Origin of the sequence: Sorangium sp. So ce590, from assembly GCF_051521365.1 — a bacterium.
In the GTDB taxonomy this organism is placed as follows: Bacteria; Myxococcota_A; Polyangia; order Polyangiales; family Polyangiaceae; genus Sorangium.
In genome coordinates, this window is record NZ_CP150346.1 from 5,626,209 (window position 1) to 5,652,518 (window position 26,310).

General features: G+C 70.8%; 14 protein-coding genes and 1 pseudogene. 9 read left to right on the forward strand and 6 right to left on the reverse strand.

Translation table 11 applies throughout. From position 1 onward, the window contains the following. Positions 1-1,421 precede the first annotated feature (1,421 nt). The gene (locus WMF28_RS20880) at positions 1,422-2,024 is read left to right on the forward strand and encodes a GNAT family N-acetyltransferase (RefSeq protein WP_437604021.1); all 603 of its coding nucleotides are present in this window, start codon (positions 1,422-1,424) and stop codon (positions 2,022-2,024) included. A gap of 60 nt (positions 2,025-2,084) precedes the next feature. Continuing rightward, positions 2,085-3,128 (forward strand): cation diffusion facilitator family transporter, encoded by a 1,044-nt coding sequence (locus WMF28_RS20885; RefSeq protein ID WP_437604022.1) that lies wholly within the window; start codon positions 2,085-2,087, stop codon positions 3,126-3,128. Positions 3,129-3,319: 191 nt separating this feature from the next. On the opposite strand, the gene WMF28_RS20890 is transcribed toward WMF28_RS20885, so the two are convergent. After that, a complete protein-coding gene (locus WMF28_RS20890) occupies positions 3,320-5,206 on the reverse strand; it encodes a phosphoenolpyruvate carboxykinase (GTP) (RefSeq protein WP_437604283.1) in 1,887 nt (628 codons plus the stop codon). A gap of 516 nt (positions 5,207-5,722) precedes the next feature. Between WMF28_RS20890 and WMF28_RS20895 the strand changes: the two genes are divergently transcribed. From WMF28_RS20895 to WMF28_RS20925, 7 genes are all read left to right on the forward strand, one after another. Next, a complete protein-coding gene (locus tag WMF28_RS20895) occupies positions 5,723-6,544 on the forward strand; it encodes an SAM-dependent methyltransferase (RefSeq protein ID WP_437604023.1) in 822 nt (273 codons plus the stop codon). Positions 6,545-6,555: 11 nt separating this feature from the next. Beyond that, a complete protein-coding gene (locus WMF28_RS20900) occupies positions 6,556-7,650 on the forward strand; it encodes a tetratricopeptide repeat protein (protein ID WP_437604024.1) in 1,095 nt (364 codons plus the stop codon). Positions 7,651-7,665: 15 nt separating this feature from the next. Further along, entirely contained in the window at positions 7,666-7,956 is a 291-nt protein-coding gene (locus tag WMF28_RS20905) for a hypothetical protein (RefSeq protein ID WP_437604025.1), read from the forward strand. Positions 7,957-8,159: 203 nt separating this feature from the next. Continuing rightward, positions 8,160-9,260, forward strand: a complete 1,101-nt coding sequence (locus tag WMF28_RS20910; protein WP_437604026.1) for a tetratricopeptide repeat protein — start codon at positions 8,160-8,162, stop codon at positions 9,258-9,260. 25 nt (positions 9,261-9,285) lie between these two features. Beyond that, positions 9,286-9,573: a hypothetical protein gene (locus WMF28_RS20915; protein ID WP_437604027.1), complete on the forward strand. Its 288-nt coding sequence runs from the start codon at positions 9,286-9,288 to the stop codon at positions 9,571-9,573. 39 nt (positions 9,574-9,612) lie between these two features. After that, positions 9,613-14,973 carry a trifunctional serine/threonine-protein kinase/ATP-binding protein/sensor histidine kinase gene (locus WMF28_RS20920; RefSeq protein ID WP_437604028.1) on the forward strand — a complete coding sequence of 1,787 codons (5,361 nt, stop codon included), beginning with the start codon at positions 9,613-9,615 and terminating at the stop codon, positions 14,971-14,973. Positions 14,974-15,119: 146 nt separating this feature from the next. Further along, entirely contained in the window at positions 15,120-17,099 is a 1,980-nt protein-coding gene (locus WMF28_RS20925; protein ID WP_437604029.1) for a protein kinase domain-containing protein, read from the forward strand. Here WMF28_RS20925 and WMF28_RS20930 read toward each other — a convergent pair. From WMF28_RS20930 to WMF28_RS20950, 5 genes and pseudogenes are all read right to left on the reverse strand, one after another. Beyond that, positions 17,042-18,559, reverse strand: coding sequence for a complex I subunit 4 family protein (locus tag WMF28_RS20930; protein ID WP_437604030.1), 1,518 nt, complete (start codon positions 18,557-18,559; stop codon positions 17,042-17,044). The two genes, WMF28_RS20925 and WMF28_RS20930, sit on opposite strands and share 58 nt — an antisense overlap. Continuing rightward, complete coding sequence (locus WMF28_RS20935; RefSeq protein ID WP_437604031.1) at positions 18,556-19,980, reverse strand: proton-conducting transporter transmembrane domain-containing protein; 1,425 nt, start codon at positions 19,978-19,980, stop codon at positions 18,556-18,558. The genes WMF28_RS20930 and WMF28_RS20935 overlap by 4 nt, the downstream gene beginning before the upstream one ends. Then, positions 19,970-23,032 (reverse strand): YbcC family protein, encoded by a 3,063-nt coding sequence (locus tag WMF28_RS20940; protein ID WP_437604284.1) that lies wholly within the window; start codon positions 23,030-23,032, stop codon positions 19,970-19,972. The genes WMF28_RS20935 and WMF28_RS20940 overlap by 11 nt, the downstream gene beginning before the upstream one ends. A 141-nt stretch (positions 23,033-23,173) precedes the next feature. Continuing rightward, positions 23,174-24,778, reverse strand: a pseudogene (locus WMF28_RS20945) (SulP family inorganic anion transporter); the annotation flags it as partial. A 548-nt stretch (positions 24,779-25,326) separates the two neighbouring features. Continuing rightward, the gene (locus WMF28_RS20950) at positions 25,327-26,205 is read right to left on the reverse strand and encodes an alpha/beta fold hydrolase (protein ID WP_437604032.1); all 879 of its coding nucleotides are present in this window, start codon (positions 26,203-26,205) and stop codon (positions 25,327-25,329) included. Positions 26,206-26,310: the final 105 nt, after the last annotated feature.

Here is a 26,310-nt window from a genome sequence, read left to right on the forward strand (position 1 = left end):
TCGAGGCGAATGCCGACGAGCGGATTTGGCTCCGCTCCTTCGCTTTCGAGAGCGGAGGCCCCATTCCGTCCGTGGACGTCGAGGACCTGTGGCGGCTGTATGCCTTCAGTCGCGTCAATGACATCTTACTGCTGCGTTTTCAGCGCGGGACGGCAGACGGATCGGATTGGCCGGGCCCATTGATCTCGCAGGCCGAGTACGTGGCGTTCGCGGAGGCGCCAGGACTCACCATCGCCCACATGCCCTCGTTCTCGCCGTTCTATCATGAGATCGTCGAGATCGAGCACGCCGACGACTACCGTCAACCGGCATCGCTTCTGAGCTACTCCTGGCCGTGCTTGATGCTCGGTGACATGCTCTTCTCTCGGGCCGGAGTGCGCGCGCGCGGCGGCAGCGATATCATCCGCAAGGACATCGCTGAATCATCTACCATGTACTGGGCGTACCGGCGGAAGAACCGCCCCTCTCAGGACCTTTCCCATGGCTGGGGCAGCAACTCACAGTGGCGTACCGCCTTCCGCAGGGGCTATCGATCGGGCCAGAAATTGCACTACAACGTCGATGGTGAGCGCGATCTGAGCACGCCGGAGTCAAAGGTCGAAGATGACGGTGGCCTGACACGGGAGGAGCGCGCCGAGTTGCTCACCAACCGCTGTTTCTGCTGCGATGGGCAGCGAAGCGCGGCGCGTCCTCTCCCGTCGATGCGCGTTCGTGATGGCTGCCCCGGTGGAGCGCAACGCCCCGAGGCTCGACACGGCGGACTCCTGATACCGCCATCCGATCACCGGACAGCCGCCGTCGACGCCGGAGCGCTCGAGTCCGCCCGCCTCGCCCCCCTCGCCCGGTCGCCCGCCCCCGGATGCGCCCCGCGTTTCGCCCAGAAGCGTGCCGGCCCCGCAGCGCACGCTCTGGTGTGCGGTCCGGCGGGGTCTCGCCCTGCCGCGCGCGCTCAGAATTGCGGTCCGGAGGGGTCCCGACCCCCCTCCTGGCACAAGATCGAGGGCGTTCCCGGGGTTGATGGCACAAAAATGCGACGCAGATCGCGGTTTTTGGCACAATTTTGTCTCAAACGGCGCTCTGCAGAACGTTGTCGAGGGGTCGGGACCCCGGTGTGTCGCAATGCATTGCGTTTGTGCCAGTGCCGGACCCCCCTCACCTGGCACAGACCCGGGTCGGCTTGGCACAGATCAGGGCGCTGCTCGCTCCGTGGCACGCCGCAAGAGCGGCGGCTCGGAGGGGCCGGGCTGCGGCGGCGATCAGCCGGGCCTCGCTGCGCGTCGCGCCGCGGCCGGAGCACGCTGCCGGACGGCGATCGCGGCCTTCAGGCCCGCCCGCAGGTTCTCTCGACCCACCGTGCGCGTCCGCGATCGAATTTCCCGGTCGCGTGGGGACCGCCGCGGCGGCTAGCCTCGGAGGCCGCCATGGACCTCGATCCGTACCGCGCCCCGCTCCGGGGCGGTCGTCACTGCATTCTCCGGCAGATCTCGAGGGAGGACGCCGCTGCCCAGCTCGACCTCGAGCGGGCGATCGTGCGCGCGCGCCACGGCATCGTGAAGCACGAGGACGAGCTGCCCGCCGACGCGGCCGCCCACGCCGAGCAGCGGGAGCGCGCCGGGCTCGCGGCGACGGACGGCTCGGCGCTGTGCCTGGCCGCCGAGCTGGAGGGGGGCGGCCTCGTCGGGGAGGCGACGCTCCTCCGGTTCAAGCCCCGGATGGTGCGCCACGTGGGGGTCCTCGGCATCGGCGTGCACCCGGAGGCGCAGGGGCTCGGGGTGGGCCGGGCGCTGATCGAGCGGCTGCTCGGGTGGGCGCGCGCGCACCGCGACGCGGACGGGGGGCGCGTGCGGCGGGTGGAGCTCTCCGTGCGGGCCGACAACGCCCGGGCGATCGCGCTCTACCGGTCGTTCGGGTTCGCGCACGAGGGGACACGCCGCGATTTCGTCCGCGGCGACGGCGGGGCGTTCGTGGACGACCTGATCATGGGCCTGCTGCTGTCCGACGATGCGCCCGCCGCAGGCCGGTGAGGCGCGTCCTGCCCGCGGCGGGCATGACGAGCGCGGGCGCCGCGGGGTAGCCTCTCCGCGATGAGCGGACCGCCCAACGCCGCCCGCGCCGCCCCCCCCGGCGCCCTCCCCGACCCCACCGCCCTCCCCGGCCCTGGCGTTGCGCCCGCCGGCGCGCCTGCCCCCACCGGCGCGCCTGCCCCCGCCGGCGCGCCCGCGCCCGCCGCCCGCCTCGACCCCGCCGCCCGCGCCCGCGCCGCGCTGCGCGCCGGGCGCATCGCGGCGCTGACCGCGGGCGGCCTCGCCCTCGGCAAGCTCATCGCCGGCCAGCTCGGCCATTCGATGGCCGTCACCGCGAGCGCCGTCGACTCGCTCACGGACCTCTTCGCCTCCTCGGCGAACGCCCTCGCCATCCAGCTCGCCAACGCCGCGCCCGATCGCTCTCACCCGTTCGGTCACGCGAAGATCGAGACGCTCGCGACCGCCGGTCAGGGCCTGCTCATCGGCGGCTCGGGGGTCTACCTGCTCATCGAGGGGATCCGGCGGCTGCTCTCGCCCGAGCCGCTCCGCCTCGCCGCCGTCACGCTCGGCACCATGGCCGCCGCCGCGCTGATCACCGCCGCGCTCGTGGCCTACCTCGGCCGCGTCGCCGCGCGCACCGGGTCGAGCGCCATCCAGGCCGACGCCGTCCACTACCGCACCGACATCGCGGCGAACGTCGCGGTCCTCCTCGGCGTCGCCCTCACCTACGCGACGGGCTTCTCCCGCATCGACGGCCTGCTGTCGATCGCTGTCGCCGTCTACATCCTCGCGTCGGCGGGGACCCTCCTCCGGCTCGGCGTGCGCGACCTCATCGACACGAGCGCCCCCGAGGAGCGCGTCGGCGCCATCGAGGCCGCGCTCGACGCCATGCGCGCGCGCGGCGAGCTGCTCGGCCACCACGGGCTGCGCACGCGGATCGCCGGGAGCACGCTGTTCGTCAACGTGCACATCGAGCTCCCCGGCGACATCCCCCTCGCCCGCGCGCACGCGAGGGGCGACCGCGCGCGCGACGCGATCCTCGCGATCGAGCCCGACGCCGAGGTGCTCGTGCACATCGACGTCGAGCGCGACGAGCCGGCGTGAACGCGCCGGCGGAGCCGCCGCGGAGCACGCTGGAAGGGCACGGCACCCAGTCAGACGAGAGACCGCAAGGGCGCGAGAGGCGCAAGGGAACAGAGATAGAATTAACTTCTTCTCCCCCCTTGCGCCCCTTGGTCCCTTGCGGTCCTCTTCCCATGAGTCGATTTTAGCGGAATTTCAATGTGATCGGCGTTCTAGGCGCTCGCCTCGCCCTCGTCGCCGTTCTCGTCGTGCTCGTCGAGGTAGCGCTCGGGCGCGAGCTCCCACCGCTCCGGCGAGCGCCAGAGCTGCGACAGGAGCAGCTCGCGCATCAGCAAGAACTCCTTGGGCAGCCGGTCGTAGAGCCGCTCGAAGAGCTCACCGTGCGAGCCGAACTCGACCTTCCACGCCTCTCTATCGACCGCCATCAGCTGGTAGAACCGCTCCTTCGAGAAGCGCTCCATGCCCCGCCACTCGATGTCCTCGTAGCGCGGCATCCAGCCGAGCGGGCTCTCCTCGGCGAAGCCGCGGCCGTGCACGCGATCGACGATCCACTTGAGGACACGCATGTTCTCGCCGAAGCCCGGCCAGAGGAAGTTGCCCTGATCGTCCTTGCGGAACCAGTTCACCGAGAAGATGCGGGGCGGATTGACGATCTGACGCCCCATCTGCAGCCAGTGGTTGAAGTAATCGCCCATGTGGTAGCCACAGAACGGCAGCATCGCCATCGGGTCGCGGCGGACCTGGCCAATGGTGCCGCCCGCCGCCGCCGTCATCTCCGAGCCGATCGTCGCCGCCATGTAAACGCCGAAGCCCCAGTTGAACGACTGGTACACGAGCGGCACCGTCGTCGCCCGCCGCCCGCCGAAGACGATCGCGCTGATGGGCACCCCGTTCGGGTCGTCCCAGCGCGGATCGATCGAGGGACACTGCGACGCAGGGGTCGTGAAGCGCGCGTTCGGGTGGGCCGCCTTGCGCCCGCTGTCCGGGGTCCAGGGCTTCCCCTGCCAGTCGATGAGCTCCGGCGGCGGCTCGTCCGTCATCCCCTCCCACCAGACGTCGCCGTCGGGGGTGAGCCCCACGTTCGTGAAGATCGTCCCCTTCCGGATGGTCGCCATCGCGTTCGCGTTCGACTTCTCCGACGTCCCCGGCGCCACGCCGAAATACCCCGCCTCGGGGTTGATCGCGTAGAGCTTCCCGTCCCGCCCGGGCTTCATCCAGGCGATGTCGTCGCCGACCGTCGTCACCTTCCAGCCCGCGAACGCCTTCGGCGGGATGAGCATCGCGAAGTTCGTCTTGCCGCACGCGCTCGGGAACGCCGCGGCGACATACGTCTTCTCGCCCTCCGGCGACTCGACCCCCAGGATCAGCATGTGCTCGGCCAGCCACCCCTGCTCCCGGCCGAGCACCGAGGCGATGCGCAGCGCGAAGCACTTCTTGCCGAGCAGGGCATTGCCGCCATAGCCGCTCCCGAAAGACCAGATCTGCCGCTCGCCCGGGAAGTGGACGATGTACTTGTGCTCCGCGTTGCACGGCCACGGCAGGTCGGCCTGTCCCGGAGCGAGCGGCATGCCGACCGAGTGCAGACACGGGACGAAATCGCCGTCCCCGAGCGCATCGAGCACCCGGCGCCCCATGCGCGTCATGATCCGCATGCTCGCGGCGACGTACGGCGAGTCGCTGAGCTCCACGCCGATGTGCGCGTAGGGAGAGCCGACGGGGCCCATGCTGAACGGGATGACGTAGAGCGTCCGGCCCCGCATCGACCCGGCGAAGAGCCGGCGCAGCGTGGCCTTCATCTCCTGCGGCTCGGCCCAGTTGTTCGTGGGGCCGGCGTCCTGCTTGCGCCGGCTGCAGATGAACGTGCGGTCCTCGACCCGCGCGACGTCGCTCGGGTCCGAGCGCGCGAGGTAGCTGTCCGGGCGCTTCTCCGGGTTCAGGCGGATGAGCGTGCCCGCCTTGACCATCTGGTCGCAGAGCGCGTCGTACTCCTCCTTCGAGCCGTCGCACACGTGCACGTTGTCCGGCTGGCAGAGCGCGACGACCTCCGAGATCCACTGCCGCAGCTTCTCGTTGGCGATCGACGATCGCAGCCCGGGGATGGAGACCGGCGGCGGCGGCTCGGAGTGGACCGAGTTCTGGATGCTCTGACTGGCTGCTACGGACACTGGCGTACCCTCCTGATTCTCTGGGTCGAACGGGTTTGCAAGGTGCAGGCCCTGCCCGCCCTCACCACGATTCTGGCCGAAATGCGCCCGCCAGGCTGCACCGATTCTTCCTGAGCCTGGCCGCCGCAGCGCAGCCGCGCGCACCAGGTGCGCCCAGGGGCAAACGGTGCGCCGGCGATGTGCCCCGGTAGGCGCCCCCGCAACGTCGACCGCCGTCGCGGCCGTACCGCGTGGACGATGCGGGTCGCGGAGCGGGCGAGCTCGGGCCGAGCGCGCCCGAGGACAGCGCCGCGCGCGGGCCGGGCCGAGCGCGCCCGAGGCGCCTGTGCACGTTCGATTGATCCCGGGTCGATGTCACGTTAGGGAGAAAATGAAGCCATGGGGTCCGGGGGGAACGACGATGGATCGCCCCTCCGGCCGACGCGTGGACGCCGGCACAGGGCAGAGCGCATGTCAACCAGTGGATCTCTCGTCGTCGTCGGCATCGGCATCCAGTGGGCCGGCCAGACGACCCTCGCAGCCCAGCGTGCCATCCAGCGCGCGGATCGCGTGCTCTTCGCGGTCGCCGACCCGTGGGCCGCGCGCTGGGTGCGCAGCCTGAACCCGGCGGCCGAGTCGCTGCCCTACGGGCAGGGCAAGACGCCGCGGCGGTCGATCTACGCCGAGATGGTCCAGCGCGTCCTGGGAGAGGTGCGCAAAGGGCTCAAGGTCTGCGCGGTGTTCTACGGGCACCCGGGCGTGCTCGCGAGCGCGGCGCACGAGGCGGTCCGGCAGGCGCGCGACGAGGGGTTCTCGGCCCGGATGCTGCCCGGCGTCTCGTCCATCGACTGCCTCTTCGCCGATCTCGGGTTGGACCCGGGCCGCGACGGGCTCCAGCTCTTCGAGGCGACCGATCTCCTCATCCGGGGGCGGGAGATCGACGCCCGGACGCCGCTCGTGCTGTGCCAGATCGGCGGCGTCGGCAACGCCGGCGTCTTCGACCCGTCGGACGCCGCGCGCATCCGCCGCGGGCTCGAGGCCCTCGTCGAGCGCCTGTGCCAGACCTACCCGGCCGCCCACGAGGCGGTGATCTACGAGGCGGCCGCGCACCCGCTGGCCTCGCCTCGGCTGGACCGGGTGGCGCTCTCGGCGCTCGCGGCGGCGCGGGTGGACGACATCTCGACGCTGTATGTGCCGCCGATCGCGCGGGCGGCCGTCGACCCGGAGGTGCTGGAGCGCATCGGCTGGGACGGCGGCGCCGGAGCCGGGGTGGATTCACCGCTTGTCCACTGATGAGGGAGCTCATGGCAGAGAATGAATGCACGATGCGCAAGAGCCTCGCCCAGCAAGGTGAGGTGCACCGCAGAAACGGCGAGTACACCGCGGCGATCCAGCTCTTCACCGAGGCGCTCGCGATCGACAGCGAGTACGCGTGGGCCTACGCTCACCGGGGCGCTGCGCGCGCGGCGATCGACGACTGGAAGCGCTGCTGCGAGGATTTCGAGACGGCGTTGAAGCTGAAGCCCGATTACGGGTGGGCGTACGCGCGCTGGGGAGAAGCTCATCGGATGCATGCTAGCTACAGGCTGGGCAGGGCCGACACGCCCCCGGACTGGCGCGAGCAGCACGCGGTCATCGACCGCGGGATCGAGCTCCTCGAACGAGCCGCCGAGCTGTCGCCGGGGAGCGCCTGGACCTTCGCCCACCGGGGCGCGGCGTACATGTACAAGTACTGGCTCGAGGTGATGCCCAGGCTGGTGCCGGCCCTGGAGCTGGACAACCGCCCGGCGCCGGAGGCGCAGAGCGGCAGCGACGCCGCGTCGCGAGCGCTGCAGGACCTCGACAAAGCCAGCGAGCTCAATCCGCAGTACGCGTGGGCCTTCGCGTTCAAGGCATGCGTCCTGGCGCTCATCGCGCGGGAGCAGCTCGATATGAAGCCCGGGCTTCTCGAGGCGCACGACTGCCTGCTCAAGTCGCTCGCGCTCGACGTCGACAAGCGGCTGCCAGTCCACCGCGCCGCCGCAAAGGCCCTGAGCTCCGCGGGGACTTTCCGTGAGTCCGTGGCCGCAGGGCTCAACGGCGTGGCGAAGGATCCGTCGGATGTCTTCTCGCGCTACTTCATCGCCGTCGGGCTGAAACACCTCGATGACCCCCTCGCGCCGGTGGTCATCGAGCACACCCGGAAGGTGCTCGAATCTACAAAGAGCGAAATCGACACGATGCTTCACGGACTGGACGTGCTCGAAGGCCGGGTGGGCGGCATGTCCATCGTGAGCGAGCGGAATAACCTGTCCGTCGAGGCAATCGCGCTCGTGGCCTTCGATCCCACGTGGAGCGAACTCCACATGAAGCCGCTCTCGTCGCTCGAAATTCGAGAGCTCCAATCCAAGAACGACTGAACCACAGGAGGATTCATGGATCATCTCTTCGACCTGCTCACCGAGCTGAGCATCGACCCCTTCAAGCAGACCGCGTTGGTGGCTGACCGGCAGGATGAGCTGCGCACCGACGAGGAGCGGGCCGCGCTGGAACAGCGGGGTTCGCCCGAGGTGCAGGCCGCGATCGCGGGAGGCGCGTGGACCCGATGCGCCGGTCTCCTGGATCCCGGCCCCGACCCGAGCGAGGACGAGGATCCCGACCACTCCGACCTCCGGGACGAGAGCCCCCACGCCTTCCAGAACGACCGGCGCCACGCGGCGCGGTGACCCGGCCGCCAAGAGCGCGGGCTCAGCCCACGCGCGCGGATGTGAGCCAGTCAAGTGAATGGAGAACGAATCCATGAGTTCCGGGGGGGATGGCTCTGTATCGCGCGAGCGGCCGTCGACCTGGACGTGCTGGAGCACATCGGCTGGGACGGCGACACCGCGCCCGGGGCGGATCCAACGCTTGTGCACTGATGAGGGAGCGCATGACAGACAAAGAACGCACGAAGCTCAAGAGCCTCGCCCAGCAAGGCGAGGTGCACCGCACGAACGGCGAATACACCACGGCGATCCAGTGCTTTACCGACGCGCTCGCGATCGACGACAAGTACGCGTGGGCCTACGCTCACCGGGGCGCCGCCCACGCAGCCATCGACGACTGGAAGTGCTGCTGCGAAGATTTCGAGACCGCGCTGAATTTGCAACCGGAATACGGCTGGGCCGTCGGGCACTGGGCGGAGGCCTTCAGGACCCACGCGATCTACAACATGTCCGGGCAGAGCTGGGAAGAGCTGCACAGCCTCGTGGACAGGTCGGTCGAGCTCTTCGATACGGCGATCACGCTCTCGCCGGGGAGCGCCTGGACCTTCGCCCACCGCGGCGCAGCGTACACATTCAAATACTGGCTCGATATGATGCCGAAGCTCGCGCCGAAGCTCGGCCTGGACGCCGCGCACGTGGCGCCGCGCAGGGCGAGCTGCGGCAAGAGCGCCGCGGAGCTGGCGAGGGAGAGCTTCGATAGGGCGTGCCAGCTCAACCGGCGCTACGCCTGGGCGCACGCCTTCAAGGCGATCCTCCTCGGCCTCGTCGCGGGCGAGAAGCAGGGGGCGCCGAAGGATTTCGACGAGGCGCGCCAAGCCTTGCTCGAGGCGCTCCTGCTCGACGTCAACCAGCGGCTCGTGCTCGATCGCCCGCTCGCGACGCTCCTGCACAGCGCCGGACGCTTCGAGCAGTCGGTCGCTGTCGGGACGTCCGGCCTTCAGAAGGATCCGGAGGATGTCGTCTCGCGCTATCTCGTCACCGTCGGGCTCAAGCGGCTTGGCGACCCGCTCGCGCCGGCGGTCATCCAGCAGACGCGAAGGCAGCTCGAGTTTGCCCGGTCCGAGATCCAGGTGATGCTCCTCGGGCTCGATCTGCTCGACAAGCCCGGCAGCGAAGGCACGGTGCTCGAGACGCTGTCGCGCGAGCGCCTGTCCGTCGAGGCCATCGGGCTCGTCGCCTTCGACCCCACGTGGAGCGCTGTCCGCGCGGCGTCCGCGGAGGCCGACGGCAGCACGACAGGCCCCGCCAAGCCCACAAAAGAGTGAGAGAGAGAGAGACAGAGGAGGATTCATGGATCATCTTTTCAAGCGGCTCACCGAGCTGAGCGTCGACCCCTTCGAGCACGCCGCGTTCACGGCCGGCGGGCAGGACGCGGCGCTCACGGACGAGGAGCGCGCCGCGCTCGCGCGATCGCGCTCGCCCGATGCGCAGGCCGAGATCGCGGGCGGGGCGTGGAGCCGATGCGCCTGGATCGGTGACCCGGGTCCCGACCCCGACGAGGATCCCGACCCCCCGGGCCGAGAGGCGCAGGGGTCGCGGGCCGGCCATCGCCTCCCCGGCGGCGGTCGCGGGCTCTGAGCAGGGAGAGGGTCGCCTAACCCGTCGTGGTGGAGAAGGATGATGGACATCTGCGGCTGTGAGATCATCGAGCGGCTCCGGGAGGGCGCCCGCTCGACCGCCTACCGTGCGAGGCGGCGTTCGGACGGGCTCCCTCTGGTGCTCAAGGTCCTGAAGGAGCAGAATCCGTCGCAGGCGCAGATCGCGTCGCTCCGCCACGAGCACGCGATCCTGAGCGATCTCAAGGACGTCGACGGCGTCGTGCGCAGCCACGGCGTCGAGGAGGACGGCGGGCGATATGCCCTCTTGATCGAGGACTTCGGCGGCACCTCGCTCAAGGCGATGAACGCCGCCGGGACGCTCTCGCTCGAGCGGACGCTCGCGCTGGCCATCGACGTGGTGTGTGTCCTCGAGGCGATCCACCAGCGCCGCGTCGTCCACCGCGATCTCAACCTCTCCAACATCGTGATGAACCCGGCCGACGGGCGGGTGAAGGTGATCGATTTCGGCCTCGCCTCGGTGCTCCCGCAAGAGTCGACGTCGTTCACGAGCCCCGGAGGCCTCAAAGGCACGCTGGCGTACATGTCTCCGGAGCAGACGGGCCGGATGAACCGGTCTGTCGACTACCGGACAGACTACTACTCGCTCGGGGTGAGCCTCTACGAGCTGCTCACCGGCCGTCTCCCCTTCACGGCGGATGACGTGCTCGAGCTGGTGCACGCGCACATCGCGCGGCAGCCTCCCTCGCCGCGGGCGTCGAACCCGGCGATCCCCGAGGTCCTCGCGCAGATCGTGCTCAAGCTGATGGCGAAGAGCGCCGACGATCGCTACCAGTCCGCGCGCGGCATCCGCGCCGACCTCGCGGGCTGCCTCGAGAGGCTCCGCCAGCACGGCGCCGTCGATCCGTTCCCGATCGGGCGACACGACCGCTCCGAGCGGTTCCACCTGCCGCAGAAGCTGTACGGCCGCGACGTTGAGGTCCAGGCGCTCATGGCGGCGTTCGAGCGGGTCGACCAGGGCGCGGTGCTCATGCTCGTGTCCGGCTACTCCGGCGTCGGGAAATCAGCGCTCATCCACGAGGTGTACCGCCCGCTCACCGCGCGGCGCGGCGTCTTCATCGCCGGCAAGTTCGACCAGTACCGCGACGACGCCCCGCACGCCGCGCTGGCGCAGGCGCTCCAGGCGCTGGTCGAGCAGCTCCTCACCGAGAGCGAGGACCGCCTCGCGGCGTTCCGCTCGCGGGTGCGCGAGGCGCTGGGAGCGGGAGCGCGGGTCCTCATCGACGCGTGCCCGAGCCTCGAGCTCGTGCTCGGGCCACAGCCCGAGGTGCCGGTGCTGCCGCCCACCGAGGCGCGCCAGCGCTTCAACCAGACGGTGCGCGATCTGGTCGCCGCCATCGCCACGCCGGAGCACCCTCTCTGCATCTTCTTCGACGACCTCCAGTGGGCCAACCTCGACGCCTTGAAGCTGCTGGAGGAGCTGCTCAACGCCGCGCAGGATCTGCCGCTCTTCTTGATCGGCTCCTACCGGGACAACGAGGTCACCGACGTCCATCCCCTCTCCCTGGCGGTCCGGGAGATCGCAGCGCGCGGCGCGCGCGTCGAGCGGCTCTCGCTCGCGCCGCTGGGGCTCGACCCCATGAAAGAGATGGTCGGCGACGCGCTCGGCGCCTCGCCCGAGGAGGCCGCCCCGCTCGCCGATCTCCTGCTCTCGCGCACCGCGGGCAATCCGTTCTTCGTGCGCGCGTTCCTGAGCTCGCTGTACGCCGATGGGCTGATCGAGCGCAGCGCCGACGGCTTCCGGTGGGACCTGGACCGCATCCGGCAGCGCGGGATCACCGACAACGTCGTCGAGCTCATGGTGGCCCGGGTGCGGAAGCTCTCGCCCGCGGCGCAAGACCTGCTCAAGGTGGCGGGCTGCCTCGGCGGCATGTTCGACCTCGGCACGCTCGCGATCGCGGCGGAGCGGCCGGTGGAGGAGGTCGGACGCGACCTGTGGAGCGCGGCCGCAGAGGGGCTCTTGATCCCGATGGATCAGGTCAGCTCCGCCGTGCAGATGGGGGCGGCGGGGCCAGGCCTCCGCTGTCGGTTCGCGCACGACCGCATCCAGCAGGCCGTCGTCTCGCTGCTGGACGAGGAGGCGGGGCCGCGCCTGCGCCGGGACGTCGGCAGGAGGCTCCTCAGGCGCTCGAGCGCGGAGGAGTCGGCCGGCCGGCTGTTCGACATCGTGGGGCTGCTCAACCAGGGGCGAGCGGCGATCGAGCAGCGCGAGGAGCTCATCGATCTCGCGCGTCTCAATCTGCAGGCGGCGCGGAGGGCGCTCCAGGCCGGCGCGGGGCAGCAGGCGCGGGTCTACGGTCAGGCGGGCATTGCGCTCCTCGGCGCCGAGGACTGGAGCACGCGCTACGAGCTCGCCCGCGACATCCACCTCGCCGCGGCCGAGGCCGCGTTCTCCCAGGGCGACTTCGAGGCGACGCAGACCCTGTGCGAGGTCGTCCGGCCGAGGGCCGCGAGCGCGCTCGACGAGGTCAAGCTCCTCGACTTGGAGGGGCACGCCCTCTATTCGCAGCAGCGGCTCGCCGACGCGATGCGGGTATACCTTGAGGCGCTCGGGCGGCTCGGCGTCGAGATGCCGAAGAACGCGGCTGCCGAGGACGTCGAGCGGGAGCTCGCCCTCACGGCGGAGGCGCTCGGCGACCGGCCGATCGAGGAGCTCGCCGACCTGCCGGAGTGCAGCGATCCGGCGGACCGGGCGAGGATGGCCCTCCTCAACCACGTGATCAACATCGCCGTGATCACGGGGGCGAGGCTGCTCTCGATCGCGGTCTGCCGGCTCGTCCGGATGTCGCTGCGCTGCGGGGGCGCGCCGCAATCCCCCTTCGGGTACGCCTACTACGGCTTCCTCCTCCTCTCCCGGGACGAGCTCGATCGGGCCTACCGCTTCGGCCGGCTGGCGCTGCGGCTCGCAGATCGGTTGAGCGACAAGGGGTCTCGCGCGCACACCTATCTCTATGGCGGCTTCATGGTCATTCACGTGAAGACGCCGCTCCACGAGCTCTCGCCGCTGTTCTCGGACGCCTATCGCTTCGCGCTGGAGGCCGGCACGCCGTACCAGGCCGCCAACGCGGGGGTGACGGTCTGCATGACGCGGCTGCTCGCCGGCGTCGACCTCGGGACGCTCGCCGCCGACATGGAGCAGTACGCGCACGGGATCGCGAAGCTCCACCAAACCATGGTCCTCGGCTGGATGCAGATCTACCAGCAGACCGTGCACGACCTGCGCGGCAAGTCCTCCGATCAGGTCGTGCTCGCCGGCCCCGCGTACGTCGAGGCCGAGCGGGTCCCGCAGCAGCGCGCGGCCGGCGACATGGGGGCGATGTTCAACTACCATTTCTGCAAGACGCTGCTCTGCTACGTGTTCGGCGAGCACGAGCAGGCTGCGGCAACCGCGGAGGCCGCCGCGCCCTACGCCGCCATCGTCGAGCGATCGACGTCGGCGGCGCCGTGGATGCTGCTCGAGTCGCTCGCCCACCTCGCGGTCCACGACCACGCGGACGAGCCCGCGCGCGAGCGCATCGGCGCGCTCGTGGAGCGGAACATCGCCAAGCTCGAGACGTGGCGCGAGCACTGCCCGGCCACCTACGAGCACAAGCTGCTCCTCATCCGCGCCGAGCGCGCGCGCGTGCTCGGCCAGGACGACGCGGCCCGCGACGCCTTCGAGCGCGGCGCGGAGCTCGCGGAGAAGAGCGGCTACCAGCACGAGGCCGCCATCGCCCACGAGCTCGCCGGGCGCTTCTACCTCGCGCGGGGCGACCAGAAGCTCGCGCGGCAGCACCTGCGCGACGCGCACGAGGGCTACCTGCGCTGGGGCGCGGTCGCCAAGGCCAAGGCGCTGGAGAAGCAGCACCCGGGGCTCGTGCCGCACGTCGCCTCCGGCATCCTGGCGGCGTCGAAGTTCTCGGAGACGGCCGGCCGGGAGCTCGATTTCAGCGTCCTCGACCTGATCAGCGTCCTCAACGCCTCGCAGGACCTCTCGCGCGAGATCGAGCTCGACCGCCTCCTCGCCCGGCTGATGCAGATCCTCCTGGAGACGAGCGGCGCCGAGATCGGGTACCTGCTCCTCGAGCAAGGCGGCCAGTGGGTGGTGGAGGGCGAGAAGTCCGTCGATGAGGACGCCAAGGTCCTCCAGTCGATCCCGATAGCCGATCTCGCGCCCCGGGGGCGCCGGGGTCTGCCCTCCTCGATCGTCTATTACGTCGCGCGCGCGCAGGAGAGCGTCGTGCTCGACGACGCCGCCGCGAACCCCCGCTTCGGACGCGACCCCCACATCGCCGAGCACGCGGTCGGCTCGGTGCTCTGCTTCCCGCTCGGCCGCCCGGGAGGCCGGCGCGGCATCGTCTACCTCGAGAACAGCCTGGTCAAAGGCGCCTTCACCCCGGCCCGCATGCGCATCCTGCAGATGCTCTCGACGCAGGCGGTCATCTCGCTCGAGAACGCCGCGCTCTACAACACCCTGGAGCAGCGGGTCCAGGCGCGCACCCGGGAGCTGCAGGTGAAGAACGAGGAGCTCGCGGCCACCCTGAAGCGCCTGCGCGAGGCCCAGGACCGCATGATCGTGCAAGACCGGCTCGCCTCGCTCGGCTCGCTCACGGCCGGCATCGCCCACGAGCTCCGGAATCCGCTCAACTTCGTCAACAACTTCGCCGAGCTCTCGGCTCGCCTCATCGACGACATCGGCGGTGACATATCGACCCTCGCCCGGGGGCTCGACGACGGCCGCGAAGAGTACCTCACCGAGGCGCTCGGCGACCTGACGAGCAGCGTGAAGAAGATCGGCGAGCATGGCCAGCGCATGGAGGGCATCATCCGCTCGATGCTCGATCACTCGCGGGGTGAGCGCGGAGAGCGCCAGGAGGTCGACTTCAACACGCTCGTGACGACCTACGTCAACATCGGTTATCACGGCGCCCGCGCGCGCGCCTCATCGGCCGAGATCGCGATCGAGCTCGACCTCTCCCCTTCCATCGGCCAGGTGAGCCTCGTCCCCCAGGAGATCAGCCGCGTGGTCATCAACCTCGTCGACAACGCCTGCTACGCCGTGCGGCGGAGAGACCCGGCGCGCGGACAGGGGCCCTCCCCCCGTATCCGGGTCACGACACACGATCTCGGCGATCGTGTCGAGCTCCGTGTCCATGACAACGGCGTCGGCATCCCCGCGGGGATCCGGGACAGGATCATGAACCCCTTCTTCACGACGAAGCCGCCGGGCGAGGGCACGGGGCTCGGGCTCTCGATCTGTCATAACATCGTCGTCGAGGGCACCGGGGGCACCCTCACCTTCGAGACGGAAGAAGGGGAGTTCACCGAGTTCATCGTGACGCTCCCGAAGCGCGTGTCCGGCCCGGAGCTCGGTGCTGTGTAGGCGCCCTGACCAGACCACCGCGCGGCCCCTACAACGATCCTCCCGCGCCGCGCGCAATGGAGCGCCATGGAGGCGGATGGCTGTAGGGCAGAGCGCGCGCTGCTCCATTGACTCCCGTATGCCACGGCTGTAACATGCGCCCCGCCATGGCAGAACCCATCATCGCCGAGAAGTACATGCTGATACGGCATATCGGCGGTGGCGGCATGGGGCAGATCTGGGAGACGGAGGACTTGCGCCTTCAGCGGCGCGTCGCGCTCAAGCTGATGAGCGCCGAACACGTGGAGTCGCCGGAGTCGTGCGCCCGCTTCGATCGCGAGGCCAAGGCGATTGCGCAGCTCCGCAATCAGCACGTCGTGCACATCTACGATTACGGGATCGACCGCGGGATCGACGAGGAGCGGCCGTACATCGCGATGGAGCTGCTCGAGGGCGAGGATCTCCAGCGCCGCCTCGATCGCGTGAGGCGGCTCCCGCTCCCGGCGGTCGCGTCGATCGTGACGCAGGCGGCGCGGGGCCTCGCGGCCGCGCACGCGGCGGGCATCGTGCACCGCGATCTGAAGCCCGGGAACGTCTTCCTCGCCCGGACCGAGGCCGATGAGGTCGTGAAGCTCCTCGACTTCGGCGTGGTCACCATGCTGTCGAGGACCGACGATCTGCGCCTCACCGGCGGCGGCGGCCTCATCGGCACGCCGACGTACATGAGCCCGGAGCAGATGCGCGGCTCCGTCGTGGACCACCGGAGCGATCTCTGGTCGCTGGGCGTCCTCGCCTACTGCGCGCTCACCGGCGAGCTGCCGTTCTCGGCGCAGACGCTCGCCACGCTCGTCATGGGCATCTGCACGGAGACCTTCCCTCCCCCGTCGAGCCTCGTCCCCGAGCTGTCGCCAGAGCTCGACCGGTTCTTCGAGCGCGCGCTGGCCAAGGACCCGACCCAGCGCTTCCGGTCGGCGCGCGAGATGGCTGCCGCGTTCACCGCGCTGGCCGCCGGCAACGAGCGGCGCCCGGCCAAGATCCTGATCGCCGACGACGAGCCTGACGTCTCCACCCTCATCAAGCAGTGCTTTCGTCGCCAGATCCGCGAGGGCATCTACAACTTCGTCTTCGCCGAGGACGGCGAGAGCGCCCTCGCCGCGCTCCGCAACCACCCCGACATCGACGTCATCCTCACCGACATCAACATGCCCCGCATGAATGGTCTCACGCTGCTCGCCCACCTCGGCGATGTGACCCCGCACGCGCGGGCGGTGGTCGTGTCCGCGTATGGCGACATGCAGAACATCCGCACCGCAATGAACCGGGGCGCGTTCGATTTCCTTGTGAAGCCCATCGCGCTCAACGATCTCGAGCTCACGATCGAGAAGACGCTGAAGCAGGTGCGCGAGCTGCGCGACAACAGCCGGTCGAACCGGGAGAACGACCTCCTGCGCACGTTCGCGAGCCCGCTCGCCGTCGAGCGGCTCCGCAGCCCCGACGGCTTCGGGGCGTGCGAGGTCGCGGAGGGCACCGTCGCCTTCCTCGATCTGGCCGGCTTCCACGACGCGGTCCGGGGCAAGCGCGCGGAGGAGACGGTGCGGGTGCTGAACGCGAACCTCGATGTCATCGCGCTCGAGCTCTCGATGCGGGGTGGGATGGTCGACAGGTTCCTGGGCGACTGCGTCATGGCCCTCTTCCGCGGCCCCGATCACGTCGCGCGCGCGCTCGACGCCTGCCTGGTCGTGCGCGCGCAGCTCGAGACGCTGGCGCGCCGCGCCGGGGAGACGTCGGCCTTCGTCCCCGGCATCTCCATCGGCGTGGCGACAGGCGAGCTCACCATCGCCGAGGTCGGCTCGAGGTCCTGCCGCCGGCTCGACTGCACGGTGCTCGGCGAGATCGTGAGCGTCGCCGCCCAGCTAGAGGCCGCGGCCGAGCGGAATCAGATCCTCGTGAGCGGAGACGTCCACACGAAGGCCGCCGGCTTTCAGTGCGCGCCGCGCGGGCAGCGCGCCTTCGTGGGCGCCGCGGGGCCCGTGGAGGTCTTCGAGCTCCTCGGCCGGGCGACCGCGGCGCAGGGGGCCGCCGCGGGCGCTCAGGGCGACATCCCCACGCTCGAGATTCGCTCCAGCCGAGCCACGTCGGCCTCCTGAGCGCTGGGTCCGAGGACCCGCTTCACCACCGGCTCGTGCAGCGCGAGCAGCCGCGACGGCGCGACGCCCAGGGCCACGGTCAGCGCCAGGATCGACAGCAAGACGGCCCGCTCGCGGAACAGGAGCGCGGAGATCGCCGCGCCGCTCGCCCGGCCGCGCGGGATCGGGCCCAGGAAGGTGCGCTGGAACGCGCGGAACATCGTGATCCCGTTGAGCGCCGTCGCCCCGAGCATCAGCACCGAGAGCACGGGGTGCACGTGCATGATCCCGTGCAGGAGGAGATCCTCGCCGATGAACGTCAGCGCCCCCGGGAACCCGATCGTCGCGCACGCGAGCAGCAAAAAGAAGGCGGCCATGCGCGGCGTCTTCGCCACGAGGCCGCCGAGCTCCGCCATGTCCGCCGTGCCCGTGCGCGCCTCGATCGCCCAGACGACCATCGTCACCCCGGTGACGGCGATCGACAGCGCGAAGCTCTGGAGCAACGCGCCGCTCAGGCTCTGCGGGTTCATCGACGCGAGCCCGAGGAGCACGAGCCCCTTCTGGCTCGCCACGAGGTAGCCGATCATCCGGCGGAGATCCGTCTGCGTGAGCGCGAGGATCGCGCCGTGCAGGGCGCTGAAGAGCCCCAGCGCGGCGAGGATCGGCATGTCCTCGGCGCAGCTCTCCGGCAGGAGCGGCGCCACGACGCGCACGAGGACGCACAGGCCGACCTGCATCTCGGCGAGCAGGACGGTCACGCCGAGCGGCCCCCGCTCGAGCAGCACGGGCAGCCAGCCGTGGAACGGCACGGCGGCCATGCGCATCAGCACCGAGATGCCGATGAGCGCGAACAGCGGCGACTGCCACGCCTCGGGGATCCCGGCGCGGGCGACCTCCTGGAGGTCGAACGGCGGCGCCACGCCGCGGCGCGCGGCGAGCGCGGCCATGATGCCGAGCGCGAGGACGAGCGGCGCCGTGCCGCCGATCAGGAAGATGCGGTAGGTGCGCCGGAGGAGCTTGTCGGCCGCGCCCCTCCCGGCGATCAGGCGCGCGCCCGGCAGGAACGCGGCGACCCACGCCGCCGCGAGCAACGCGAGGTCGGAGGCGCAGTAGACGCCGAGGATGGCGCTGCCCGTGGTGAGCAGCGCCGTGAGGTTCTGCCGCTCGAGCGCGGCGCGCGGGCCCGCGGCGATCAGGGCGATCAGCATGAAGCCGAGCAGCGGGAACAGCGTGGCGGTGAAGCCGTCGAGGCCGAGGCGGAGGCGCACGCCGAGGAGCGGCACGGCGGGGCCGATCGCGTCGACCGCGACGCCGCCGGCGGCGTGGAACAGCGCGAGCGACACGAGCGAGAGCGCCAGGGTGAGCGCCGCGCCGGCGAGGGCCACGCGGCGCGCGGCCTCGTCGCTGCGCGCGCGGGAGACGGCCAGCGCGGCGAGCGCGGGCGCGAGCACGGTCGCCGAGAGGAGCAGGAACATGCTCATGAGCGCGCCCCCTTCGTGCTGGGCACCGGGGCCCCCGCGCCCGCGCGCTCGCCGCGAGCGCCCGCCTCGTCAGCGTCGCCGGCCTCGCGCTCGGCGAGGCCGCTCAGCGCCGCGACCCAGCGGCGCTCGAAGCCGTCGATCGCCTGCCCGAGGCGCATGAGCGGCGCAGCGACGAGCCGCTGCTGCAGCGCCTCCAGGTGGAAGCGATCGAGGGAGAGCCAGTACGCGCGCCGCACGAGCGACGCCGGCAGCACGCGGGCGGCGATCCCGAGGTGCGGCAGCGGCTCGCCGGCGTGCGCGGCCCGGATCTCCTGCGCGTCGCGGAGCGCCGAGGGCGCGCGCAGCATCTGCAGGCACCGCAGGCACGCGTGCGCGAAGAGGTGCACGAGCGCGAGCCGGTAGTACCCGAGCCCGATCTCCACGAACATGATCCCGACCTGCGACATCGTCGCGTACGCGAGCGCGCTCTTCACGTCCGCCTGCGCCCGGCCCACGAGCGTCCCGTAGGCGGCCGTGAGCGCCCCGACGCCGGCCACCACCACGCTCGCCACGGGCGAGCGCTCGAGCAGCGGGGCCGCGCGCAGCATCAAGTACACGCCCGCGTGGATCGAGATCGCCCCGTAGAAGAGCGCGCTCGACGGCGTCGGCCCCTCCATCGCGCGCGGGAGCCAGCTCCCGACGGGGAACAGCGCGCTCTTGCCCATCGCGGCGAGGAACAGGCACAGCGCGAGCGCCGTGGCCCCGGAGGCGCCGATCGCGGCGGCGGGCCCGGGCCACGCGGCGCCGCCGAACACCTCGGCGAAATGGGAGGAGCCCGAGATCCCGTGCATCAGCACCAGGGCCACGAGCAGCCCCACGTCGCAGAGCCGGTAGGTGATGTAGACGCGCAGCGCCGCCCGCGCCGGCGCCGCGCGCTCGTGGAAGAAGGCCACGAGGAGCACGCTCGTCGCGCCGACGAGCTCCCAGCCGGCGAAGAGCAGGTCGATGCTCCCCGCGGACACGAGCGCCAGCATGCCCGTCGAGAACAGGGCGAGGAGCAGGAAGAACCGCGCGAACCCCGCCTCGCGATGCAGGTACGCGACCGAGAACCTGCCGGCGATGAGCGCGATGAGCGAGACGAGCACCATCATCGTCGTCGACAGCCGGTCGACGAGCAGGACGACGTCGAACGAGTAGCCCGAGGCCTCGAACCAGCGCCCGAGCTCCACCGAGAGGAAGGCGTAGGGCGCCATGACGGACGAGCCCCAGACGACCAGCGAGGCGGCGAGCGAGAGCGAGAGGGCCGACAGCACGACGCCCGACACGACGCGCTCGCCCGGCGTGCGCAGCAGGAGCAGGTAGGCGCCGAGCGCGGCGAACGCGAGCGCCGGCGAGAGCACGGCGAGCGCGGCGAGCTTGCCGAGGAGGACGTCAGGCAGCATGGGAGGCGATCTCCGGCGAGGGCCGCGGAGGCGCGGCGGCGGCGTGGACGATGGCGGGCGGGAGGAAGCCGCGCTTGCCCGCGTACCAGTCGGCGGACCGCTGGACCGTGGGCAGAGGGTGCTCCGGGGGCGTGAACGGCGCGAAGGCGCCGCGGGCGAGGTGCGCGATCTGGCCCGTCGCCGGATCGACGCAGACGAGCTGGATCCAGCCGTTGAAGATGAGCTCGCGGAGCGAGGGCTGCCGCGCGCAGATCGCCGCGGCCGTCTCCGTGCTCGCCTCCACGATGACGAGCAGGCGCACCGGCTCGTGGATCTCGATCATCTGCTTCGGCAGGCCGGTGCGCAGATCGCTCAGCGAGCCGTCCATGACGCCGAGCAGCGAGGCGAGGTTGTGCGGGAGCTTGGTCCCGGCGCCGTAGCGGAGGTTGTCGACGCGGGAGAAGTAGTACTCGAGGTTGATCCCCGCCCCGACAGGACCGGCGGAGAGCAGGACGCGCTCGAGGATCGCGCCGGTGGGGTCCTGGGCCGGGTCGTACGAGACGAGGAACGCCCGGCGGTCGAGGAACAGCCCGCGGGTGAGCTCGCGGTGGCCGACCACGCAGACAGCGTTTGTGGCGTGGCCGAGCTCGGGCCGGGCCTCGCTGAGGTCCACGGCGCGCGCCTCGACGTGCGCGAGCGCCCGCTCGGGGCTCAAGCGCTCCGAGGCCGACGCGAAGCGACGGCAGCGCTCGTGCGCGTGCCGCTTGCGCGCCTCGCCGAGGGCGTCGATGAGCGCCGCGATCTCGCCGCGGTGCGACGCCGGCGCGAGGTGCTCGTCGTAGAAGACGATCTCCTCCGTCGTCGTGTTGTTCATCCCGCCGAGGAAGAAGGTCCCGTCCGGGATGGCGATGCCGCGCTCGGCCAGGAGCGCGCGCACCTCCCGGTCGTTGGCCATGGCGGCGAACAGCCGCGCGTTCGGGCCGCCGTGCCGGCCGCCGCACGCGCCGCAGTCGTACGCGGACTGGTGCGGGTTGTTCACGCTGGCCGCGCCGTGCCCGAGCACCGCCACGATCGGCGCGAAGCCCCGGGTGAGCCCCATGCTCTCGAGCGTCGCCGCCACCCTGGCGGCCTTCTCGGAGGCCGTGAACGGCGCCCCTCCGCTGCCGGCCGGCTCCCCGTCCTCGTGCGGGCTGCGGAGGTGGGTCGGCACCGCCGGCAGGAGGCGGCGCTCGAGCGCGCGGCGCAGCCGCGCGGCGCTCCTCGGGAAGAGGGTGCGCCCGACGAGCGGGATCGTGGAGAGCAACCCGAGGGTCGGCGTGAGCAAGAGGCCGCGCGAGAGGGTCCGCGTCCCGTGCCCGAGCGCGTGGACGAGGCGCGCCCAGCGCCTGCGGCGCCCCTTCCGGAGGAGCCAGGCGTCCTCCCCGCGGGGCCGCTCGACGATCTCGTGCGCCGGCTCGACGCCGACGGGGCACAGGCTCACGTCGCCGGCGTCGTCGAGCCCGCGGTACCGGATCGGCACGCCGAAGAACCCGGCGAAGCCGAGCGTCTCGTGCCGCGGGGAGAGCTCCTCGAAATGCCGCCGGAGGCCCTCGCAGCGATCGTCGATGCAGAGCACGACCTGGAACCGAGGATCCACGACCGCGCGCTCGGCCGCCGGGCGCCGCAGGTTCGCCGCGATGCCGTGCAGCACCTCGACCCGGTGGTGATGCTCGTAGGCCTCGTGCAGGAGGCGCCGCCGCGCCACCTCGTCGAGCGCCTCGAGCGCCTCGAGCGCCCAGATGCGGTCCGCCGCCGCGAGCGGCTGGAGCTCTGCGACCGAGAGCCCCGCGAGCTGCGCGAGCTGGAACAGGCGGAACGGCCGATCGCAATCGGGCGAGCGTCGCGGCGGCTCGGCGTGCCTCGCGGCGCGCCGGGCGTGCTCGACGAGCCCCGCGAGGGGCCCCTCGAACCCGAGCCTCCGGCGCGCCACGTCGCGCAGGGCGTACCGGGCGAGGGTCAGGCGCACCGCGAGGTACTCGAGCAGCGACGCGGGCGGCGAGCCCTGCGGCCGGTCGCCCGGCGTATGCTCGAGGCGGTGGATCAAGCCCGCCCAGCCCGGCAGCTCGAGCAGGACGCGCGTCACGTAGCCTTCCCATCGATCCTCCGCGACGCCGAGGTCGCGCAGGGCGGCGACGACGATGGCGGCGGGCGGCGCGCTCGCCCCGAGCCGGCGGAGCTCCGCGCCGAGCCCGGCGAAGTGCGCGCCGGCCGGCGTCGATCCCTCCAGCACGAGGCGGCGGAACGCGCGAAAGAGCCCCTGCGCGCGGTCCGGCATCGCCCAGTGCGCGACGCCCTCGTCGAGGTAGGCGCCGAGGAGCCGGATGAAGAGCGGGTCGATGAGCTCGGCCGGATCTTCCCCCGTGAGCGCGAGCAGCAGATCGCGGTGCGATCGATCGACGCCCACGCGGCCGACGAGCGGCGGCTCGGCCGGCGGCGCGGGCGGCAGCGGCACCCTGCGGCACGCCTCCCAGAGGGCGAGCGCGGCGCGGGACTCCGGGTCGCCGCCGCCCTGATCGACGAGGCGCGCCGCGGCGTCGGGGCGGTCGGCGAGCCAGCGCTCGGTCTTGACGATGAGGCGGCGGTACGGCTCCGTCGGGAGGTCGGGCCGCAGCCTGCGCGTCTCTCCCGCCTCGGCGATGCGCCACCGGAGCCCTGCCTCGGTGACGGCCTCGACCCCGAAGCGCAGCGCGAGGCGCTCGATCTCGTTCCGTGACAGCGGGCCTCGGCGCTCGTCGGGCCTCTCGGCGAAGCGCTCGGCGAGCGCCGCCTCGATGTCCAGGTCGTCGATCCGACCTGACGCGATGTGCGCGCGGTACTCCGCCTCGGAGAGGAACGGTTCTGCCTCGAACAGCGCGCTCGCCGTGGCGAGCGCGTCGTGGAACGGCAGGTGCTGGAACGCGTGCAGCGTGTTGTGGTGGACGAACACGCCGATGGGCCCCTGCGCTGGCAGGAAGTGACCGGCGTGCTGGAGGAGGGTGCGCAGGCGCTCTGCTGGAGCTTCGTCTGCGCCGGACTTCGAACTTGGCTCGTTCATGTCAATCGTATGGTGGTGATTATCCCTCCAGATGCGTTGCGCGCACGCGGATCTTTCGCGCGTCTCGCCCGCAGCGTGCGGGCTCGACGGCGCATCTTCCTCATCATCATGCGCCCGGGGAGGCGGCTTCTCCTTCCGCTTCCGCTTCCGCGCAGAAAGGGGGTGCGAGGACATCGGACCGTGGTCGTCGAGGCCTGAGAGCGTCAGCGCCCGCCCCTCGCGCGCGAGGCTGGCCTTGAGATCGTGCAGGTTGGCCATGACCGTGTGATCGACAAGACCGGTGCCGGCGAGATCGATCTCGATGGCAGGGGCGCCCTGGTGCCGCGCGAGCCTCCGTTTGATCGAGAGGTAATTGCTGAAGACGGCGGCCTGCTTGACGCGCAGCACGACCCGCCCGCCGTCGACGTGCTCCTCGAGACCGGGCCGGAAGAGGTTGCGGAGCGGCGCGCCGTTGAGCACGTGGATGAGCATCTCCACGGCGATGCCGGCCGCGACCCCCACGAGCAGATCGGTCGCGATGGTGATCGCGGCGGTGGCGACGAAGACCACGAGCTGCTCCTTGCCGATGCGGAACGTCTTCACGAGCTCCCCGGGAGACGCGAGGCGGATGCCCGTGAACGTCAGCATCGCGGCGAGCGCGGCGAGGGGGATCCGGTGGATGAGCCCCGGCGCGAAGGCGACGAAGAGCAGGAGGAAGGCGCCGTGGAAGAAGTTCGAGAGCCGGCTCCTCGCGCCGTAGCCGAGGTTGGCGGAGCTGCGGACGATCTCCGAGATCATGGGCAGCCCGCCGAGCAGGCCCGCGACGAGGTTGCCGATGCCGGTCGCGAGCAGGTCCCTGTCGAGGTCAGGGCGGCGCCTCTCGGGATCGAGAGAGCTGACCGCCTTGGTGGACAGCAGCGACTCGATGCTTCCCACCATGGCGAACATCAGGACGTACTTGATGGACGCGGGCGAGGTGACGAGGCTGAAGTCCGGGAAGACGATCGCCTGCGCCAGGCTCCCCGGCAGGTTGACGAGGAACTGCGGCCCGATCGTGTAGATCGAGCCCGTCAGCGGGAGCGTGTACGTGTGCTCGTGCTCCAGGTCGAAGGCGAGCGCGAGCGGCATCGAGGCCGCGAGCACGAGGAGCGGCGCGGGGATCTTCTGCAACCATCGCGTTCTCCTGGCGAGCGCCGGAGCTCCGAACAGGAGGACGAGCGACAGGACGCCTATCAGGGCGATCTCGGGGTTCAGCCGGAGGACGCTGGCCGGGATCTCCAGCAGCAGCTGGAGCGGCGCCTTGGCGGTCGGGGTGACGCCGAGGAGCGTGTGAACCTGCTTCGAGCAGATGATGATCCCGATGGCCGCGAGCATGCCGTGCACCACCGAGGACGGGAAGAGGTCGCCGAGGGTGCCGGCGCGCGCGAGCGCGAAGGCGATCTGCACCACGGCGGCGACGGCGATGCAGGCGAGCGCGCGGCGGTAGCCTGTCGCGTTGTCTCCGCCGCCGAGCTCCTGTACCGCGCCGAGCGCGATGACGATGAGCCCCGCGGCCGGGCCCTTGATGGTGAGCGGCGCGCTGCCGAGCCAGGTCGCGACCACGCCGCCGATGACGGCGGTGAGCACGCCTGCGATGGGGGGAAATCCGCTCGCCATGGCGATGCCAAGGGAGAGCGGTAGAGCGATCAAGAAGACGAGGAATCCTGCGACGAGATCGCTCTTCCACGTCAATGGGTTTGGAGCTGGTGGATCCGGGATCTTCGGCATGGGCTTGGTGGTATTCGACCTTCGGGTGCGAGGCAGGACGTGAGTCCGCAGTCGCTGTGCCGACCGCTGGTACGTTGTCGTCCAGGCTCGTTCCAGGTTCGTCGCTCACGTGGCCAGCGCGCCAGCGAGCCTCAGAGATGGCTCGCCTCCACGCCGGTCCCTCCGCGGCGGACCTCGGATGAGCTTGGGCGACGCGGTACTAGGAAACGAGGTGGACGGTTTCCAGTCCCCGGCCAGACGATATTTCAAAATTGTTTCCTGACGCACCTACATCCAACTATTCCGCTGTCAACGCATCGGCGCGCCGTGCCTGCGCCCCGCTCTCGGGCAGTGCGCGCCGTGCGGGCAGCGCGCCTTCGTGGGCGCCACGGGGCCCGTGGAGGTCTTCGAGCTCCTCGGCCGGGCGACCGCGGCGCAGGGGGCCGCCGCGGGCGCTCAGGGCGACGTCCCCACGCTCGAGATTCGCTCCAGCCGAGCCACGTCGGCCTCCTGAGCGCGGGGTCCGAGGGCCCGCTTCAGGATCGGCTCACAAGCCCATGGCGTGGAGATCAGGGCAGGAACTGGGCGATGGCTTCTGCCGTGGCGTCCGCCCATTCGGTATTGCTGGACAAGTTGTGTTGTGCGCCGGGGATCTGGATCCACTCGGCGTGGTGCACGCTCTCGGAGAAGGCGAGAGAGGCGTCCTCGAAAGCCGAGTCGAGGGCCTCCGACACTCCCGGGATCGTGGGGATGGAGAAATCACGGGTGATCAGCAAGACCTTCCGGAGGTGGTCCCAGGTGGGCTCGACCCCAAAGGCCGAGTACGCATCGATGCCGGCCACGCACTCATCGAACGTCATCCCCATCTCGGGCGCCCCACAGAACATCTTGTTCACGTCGCCGATGCTGTACTCTCCCGCGGGGATCCCGAAATCGTTTCCTCCCGGGAAGACGAGATTGGGCAGGTCCTGGAACGAGATCTGTCCGTCATCCAAGAGGACCACGCGGTTCTTCACCCGATTCGGGTAGGCGTCCTGGAACGCGAGGACCTGAAAAGCGCCCACGGAGTGGCCGACGAAGTATGCCCTGCGGATCCGCTCGTGGTCCATGAACCGGCGGATCACTTCGTTCATGAACGGCACCAGGTCGGTGACCACCTCATGATCCGACTGACCTTGATTCAGCGGATCGATGGAAAGGACGCCGTACTTCCTGAACTCGTCACGGTGGAGAATCGGATCGCCCGACGTCCCCGCATCCCCGAATCCCGGCATGTACACGATGGTCTGGTGACGATCGCAGTTCCAGCAGGTCGCATGGAACGTGAGACCGTCATAATCCACGTAGACGTCGCGAACCGGCACGGGATCTTCCCAGCATTTCGCCATGGCCGGCTGCGCAGCCAGCAGTGCAAGAGCGACAGCTTGAGCCTTGAGGACGGTTTTCATCTTCATTCGCCTTTCTGAAACAAGAATTGATAAAACGCAGTAAACGCGCCTGCGCGAGCGCAGGGGCCGGTGGCTTTGGGGGAGAAGGACAGCTGTTCGAGCGAC

Excerpts from the sequence above, each read along its gene's own strand:
- WMF28_RS20880 (WP_437604021.1), top strand. The coding sequence starts at position 1,422 with ATGGACCTCGATCCGTACCGCGCCCCGCTCCGGGGCGGTCGTCACTGC.
- WMF28_RS20885 (WP_437604022.1), top strand. The coding sequence starts at position 2,085 with ATGAGCGGACCGCCCAACGCCGCCCGCGCCGCCCCCCCCGGCGCCCTC.
- WMF28_RS20895 (WP_437604023.1), top strand. The coding sequence starts at position 5,723 with ATGTCAACCAGTGGATCTCTCGTCGTCGTCGGCATCGGCATCCAGTGG.
- WMF28_RS20900 (WP_437604024.1), top strand. The coding sequence starts at position 6,556 with ATGGCAGAGAATGAATGCACGATGCGCAAGAGCCTCGCCCAGCAAGGT.
- WMF28_RS20905 (WP_437604025.1), top strand. The coding sequence starts at position 7,666 with ATGGATCATCTCTTCGACCTGCTCACCGAGCTGAGCATCGACCCCTTC.
- WMF28_RS20910 (WP_437604026.1), top strand. The coding sequence starts at position 8,160 with ATGACAGACAAAGAACGCACGAAGCTCAAGAGCCTCGCCCAGCAAGGC.
- WMF28_RS20915 (WP_437604027.1), top strand. The coding sequence starts at position 9,286 with ATGGATCATCTTTTCAAGCGGCTCACCGAGCTGAGCGTCGACCCCTTC.
- WMF28_RS20920 (WP_437604028.1), top strand. The coding sequence starts at position 9,613 with ATGATGGACATCTGCGGCTGTGAGATCATCGAGCGGCTCCGGGAGGGC.
- WMF28_RS20925 (WP_437604029.1), top strand. The coding sequence starts at position 15,120 with ATGGCAGAACCCATCATCGCCGAGAAGTACATGCTGATACGGCATATC.
- WMF28_RS20930 (WP_437604030.1), bottom strand. The coding sequence starts at position 18,559 with ATGAGCATGTTCCTGCTCCTCTCGGCGACCGTGCTCGCGCCCGCGCTC.
- WMF28_RS20935 (WP_437604031.1), bottom strand. The coding sequence starts at position 19,980 with ATGCTGCCTGACGTCCTCCTCGGCAAGCTCGCCGCGCTCGCCGTGCTC.
- WMF28_RS20940 (WP_437604284.1), bottom strand. The coding sequence starts at position 23,032 with ATGAACGAGCCAAGTTCGAAGTCCGGCGCAGACGAAGCTCCAGCAGAG.
- WMF28_RS20950 (WP_437604032.1), bottom strand. The coding sequence starts at position 26,205 with ATGAAAACCGTCCTCAAGGCTCAAGCTGTCGCTCTTGCACTGCTGGCT.